5 protein-coding genes and 1 pseudogene are annotated in these 4,087 nt (G+C 62.9%); all 6 read left to right on the top strand.

Annotated features, from left to right (window positions below; all coding sequences use genetic code 11):
• Positions 1-526, top strand: a 526-nt coding sequence (gene cobC, locus B2S33_RS13885) for an alpha-ribazole phosphatase family protein (protein ID WP_288650520.1), incomplete at its 5' end; no start/stop codon positions are given.
• A 1-nt stretch (position 527) separates the two neighbouring features.
• Positions 528-1,250, top strand: coding sequence for an adenosylcobinamide-GDP ribazoletransferase (locus tag B2S33_RS13880; protein ID WP_027913934.1), 723 nt, complete (start codon positions 528-530; stop codon positions 1,248-1,250).
• Between the two features lie 22 nt (positions 1,251-1,272).
• Positions 1,273-1,635 (top strand): annotated as a pseudogene (locus tag B2S33_RS13875) (glycosyl hydrolase); the annotation flags it as partial.
• Between the two features lie 171 nt (positions 1,636-1,806).
• Positions 1,807-3,009: an MFS transporter gene (locus B2S33_RS13870; protein WP_028686859.1), complete on the top strand. Its 1,203-nt coding sequence runs from the start codon at positions 1,807-1,809 to the stop codon at positions 3,007-3,009.
• Positions 3,006-3,128 (top strand): hypothetical protein, encoded by a 123-nt coding sequence (locus B2S33_RS13865; RefSeq protein WP_255212321.1) that lies wholly within the window; start codon positions 3,006-3,008, stop codon positions 3,126-3,128. The genes B2S33_RS13870 and B2S33_RS13865 overlap by 4 nt, the downstream gene beginning before the upstream one ends.
• A gap of 46 nt (positions 3,129-3,174) precedes the next feature.
• Positions 3,175-3,726, top strand: coding sequence for a glutathione peroxidase (locus B2S33_RS13860; protein ID WP_027913937.1), 552 nt, complete (start codon positions 3,175-3,177; stop codon positions 3,724-3,726).
• Positions 3,727-4,087: the final 361 nt, after the last annotated feature.

The following is a 4,087-nucleotide window of genomic DNA, read 5'->3' as shown; positions in this document are numbered from 1 at the left end:
TGGCCTGCGTGGCAGCCTCGATGACGCCCTGACCGAAAAGGGCTGGGCCCAAATGCGCGCTGCCGTGGCCGACGCAGGGCCTTGGCAGGCATTGGTCAGTTCGCCGTTGCAGCGCTGTGGCCGATTCGCCGATGAATTGGGCGCCAGGCTGGGCCTGCCCGTGCAGCGCGAGCCTGCATTGCAAGAGCTGCATTTCGGCGATTGGGAAGGGCGTACGGCGTTGCAGATCATGGAACACGACGCACAGGCGCTTGGGCAGTTCTGGGCTGACCCCTATGGCTATACGCCGCCCAATGGCGAGCCGGTCCAGGCGTTTGCGCAGCGCGTCCTGACAGCCATCGAGGGGTTGTACCGCCAGCATGCCGGCAAGCGCGTACTGCTGGTCACCCATGGGGGTGTCATGCGCCTGCTGCTGGCCCGCGCCCGGGGCCTGCCCAGGGCGCAGCTGTTGCAGGTGGAAGTCGGCCATGGCGCACGGGTGCGCTTGCAAGTCGGCGAGGATGGCCAGCTGGCTGAGGAGGGTTAGCATGCAGCCATTCTGGATTGCCCTGCAGTTTCTAAGCAGCCTCCCTGTCACCTTGCCTGGCATGCCAACGCCACGCCAAGTGGGCCGCTCGTTGTTGTACTACCCCTTGGTCGGGCTGCTGTTCGGTCTGGTGCTGTGGCTGGCCAGCCACTGGCTCGAAGGCGTTCCGGCGGCGCTGCATGCTGCCTTGCTATTGACCCTCTGGGTGCTGCTCAGTGGCGCGCTGCACCTGGACGGCCTGGCAGACAGCGCAGATGCCTGGCTAGGCGGGTTTGGTGATCGTGAACGCACGCTGCAGATCATGAAGGACCCGCGCAGCGGGCCGGCAGCGGTGGTGACGCTGGTTTTGGTGCTGCTGCTCAAGTTCTGCGCCTTGTGGGCACTGATCGAGCAGGGGGCTGGCCTGCAACTGATGCTTGCACCGGTCATTGGTCGAGCAGCGATGCTGGGGTTGTTCCTGTGTACTCCCTATGTGCGCCCTGGCGGGTTAGGCCAGGCACTGGCCGATCACATGCCCCGCCGCGCAGCGGGATGGGTACTGTTGACCTGTGCTGGCCTGGGCCTGGCTTTGACCGGCTGGGCAATGGTGCTGACGGCGGTCGTGTTCGTGGCATTGCGCAGGGTGATGTGCAATCGTCTGGGCGGCACCACGGGCGACACCGCAGGTGCACTGCTGGAACTGCTTGAGCTCACCGTCCTGCTGGGCCTTGTCGTGATCCGCTGAGCAAATCGCGGCAGCGCGGTCTTCCGGCCAGCCTCAGCAAGGGGACGGCCAGCGCGTGGCGCAGTACCTGCAGGCCCCGCTGAACAGGGCCGATGCCACGAACGTGCCCCATTCGCGCCTGGTGGTGGGCGAGTTCGGCTGCACGCGCCGCCTGTCAGGCTGCCGGCAGTACCCGGAGGACGTACTGGGCGTGCTCGATCAGCACCGCGTGCACTGGGCGTTCTACAGTTTCCGCGAAGACAGCTGGGACGGGATGGATTACGAATTGGGTACCGCCAAAGTGCCCTGGCGTTACTGGCAGGCGATCGACCAGGGGGTGCCCGACCCGCTGCCACGGCAGGCGACGCCGGCGTTCGAACCGATACGCAAACGACTGGCCATAGACCAATGGCGACGTCTGCTGATGTCCTGCTTGCTGTCAGTCGGCTCCAGCGTTCATGCTGTAACCAAATGCTTCCTTGATGACTCGACGTACAGGGCGGTCACCGTCCCTGGAATATCAGGTTTTATCAGCGGCAGCACCTGACGACCTTGCGATGGGCTGGAGACAATAACAATGACGTCTGTATGGCGAACCAGTGGATGGGTGTTGGCTGGGGCGGCGCTGATCCTCGCGCTGTCACTGGGCGTCAGGCACGGCTTTGGCCTGTTCCTGGCGCCGATGAGCGCCGATTTCGGCTGGGGTCGAGGGGTCTTTGCCTTCGCCATCGCCTTGCAGAACCTGATCTGGGGCCTGGCCCAGCCGTTCGCCGGGGCGTTGGCCGATCGTCTTGGCGCCTCGCGGGTGGTCATGGTGGGCGGCGTGCTGTATGCGGTGGGCCTGGCGATGATGGGGATGGCCGATTCTGCCTGGTCGTTGTCACTGAGCGCTGGTCTGTTGATCGGCATCGGCCTGTCGGGTACGTCCTTTTCGGTCATCCTGGGCGTCGTCGGCCGGGCCGTGCCGCCTGAAAAGCGCAGCATGGCCATGGGCATTGCCAGTGCCGCCGGTTCGTTCGGTCAGTTCGCCATGCTGCCCGGCACCCTCGGCCTGATCCAATGGCTGGGCTGGTCGGCCGCCTTGCTGGTACTGGGCCTGCTGGTCGCCTTCATCGTGCCGTTGGTAGGCCTGTTGCGCGACCGGCCTTTGCCCGCGTACGGCAACGAGCAGACCCTGGGCGAGGCGCTGCGTGAGGCCTGTGGGCATGCCGGCTTCTGGTTGCTGGCGCTAGGTTTTTTCGTGTGTGGCTTCCAGGTGGTGTTCATCGGGGTGCACCTGCCGGCGTACCTGGTAGACCAGCATCTGCCAGCCACCACGGGCACGACCGTGCTGGCCCTGGTGGGCCTGTTCAATATCGTGGGCACGTTCACGGCCGGTTGGCTGGGCGGGCGCCTGTCCAAGCCACGGTTGCTGACCGGGCTCTACCTGCTGCGTGCAGTCGTCATCGTGCTGTTTCTCTGGGCGCCGGTGAGTGCCTTCAGCGCGTACCTGTTCGGTATTGCGATGGGCCTGTTGTGGCTGTCCACCGTACCGCTCACCAACGGTACCGTCGCGACGGTCTTTGGCGTGCGCAACTTGTCGATGCTTGGCGGTATCGTCTTCCTGTTCCACCAGCTTGGGGCGTTTCTGGGCGGTTGGCTGGGAGGCGTGGTGTATGACCGTACTGGCAGTTATGACCTGGTCTGGCAGATCGCGATCCTGCTGAGTGTCTTGGCTGCGGCGCTCAACTGGCCGGTTCGTGAACGGCCTGTGGCACGCTTGCAGGCAACAGCGGCATGAGCCCTGGACTGATCCGTATCGCCCTCGCGGTGGCGGCGCTTTTGGTGCTGACGCTGGTCTGGTGGGGGTGGCACGAGGGCGGCATGGCGCTCATGCAATTGGGCATGGGCGCCTGTTAGGCACTACGCTGCCAGTTCAAGGTTGATCGAGCAGGAGCGAGATGTCATGAGCGTGAAGTGGATGGTGGTGCCGGTATTGGCGTTGATGGCCAGCGCGTCCAGCTGGGCGACCGAATGCCCGGCCGTGTTGCAGGGTTCGTTGCCGGAGTTGCGGGGCAAGGGTGAGGTCGCTTTGTGCGAGCGGTTTGCTGGCAAGCCCTTGGTGGTGATCAACACGGCGAGCTATTGCGGGTTTGCGCCGCAGTTCGAGGGGCTTGAGGCGGTGTACAAGCAGTACCATGGCCGTGGGTTGGAGATGCTGGGTGTGCCTTCGAACGACTTCAAGCAGGAGGATGCGGACAGCGAGAAGACGGCGAAGGTGTGTTACGCGAATTATGGTGTGACGTTCACCATGACCAAGGAGCAGGCGGTGCGGGGCAAGGATGCGATTCCGATGTTCGCTGAATTGGCCAGGCAGAGCAGTGCGCCCAAGTGGAACTTCTACAAGTATGTAATTGATCGCCAGGGCAAGGTGATTGGTAGTTTTTCGAGTTTGACGAAACCGGATGACGTCGAGTTTAGAACAGCGATTGAGAAGGCTATCGCCTCGCAGCCCTGATCTTTTTGGTTTGATCAAGTAGCGATCCCTGTTAGAGCATGGGGGCTTCCAGTGATGGAACTGTATAGGTGATCTGTGGCAAGTATATATAAGGTGCTTAAGTGTACTTAGCCAATTACCCACAGTAGCTTGCAGGGGCGGCCTTCCTGGGGTACCGGGTCGACCGCTCCTACAGGGGTGATGTGTAATCCAGAAAGTTGGGCAGCTGCTCAACTCTCAAGTTCAGAGAAATGCGCTGTTTTGGCTCTTGCTCTTGCTCTTGCTCTTGCTAATGCTTTTGCTCTTGCTTCTAAGCGCGCGGTAGTCCAGGCAACACAGATCGCGACTTAAGGAGGCCGAGCGCAGGGCTTGCGGAGGGAGG

The organism is Pseudomonas sp. UBA5568 (assembly GCF_002425525.1).
GTDB lineage: Bacteria > Pseudomonadota > Gammaproteobacteria > Pseudomonadales > Pseudomonadaceae > Aquipseudomonas > Aquipseudomonas fulva.
Note: the sequence above shows the minus strand (reverse complement) of the source record. Positions and strands in the feature narration are given on the sequence as shown.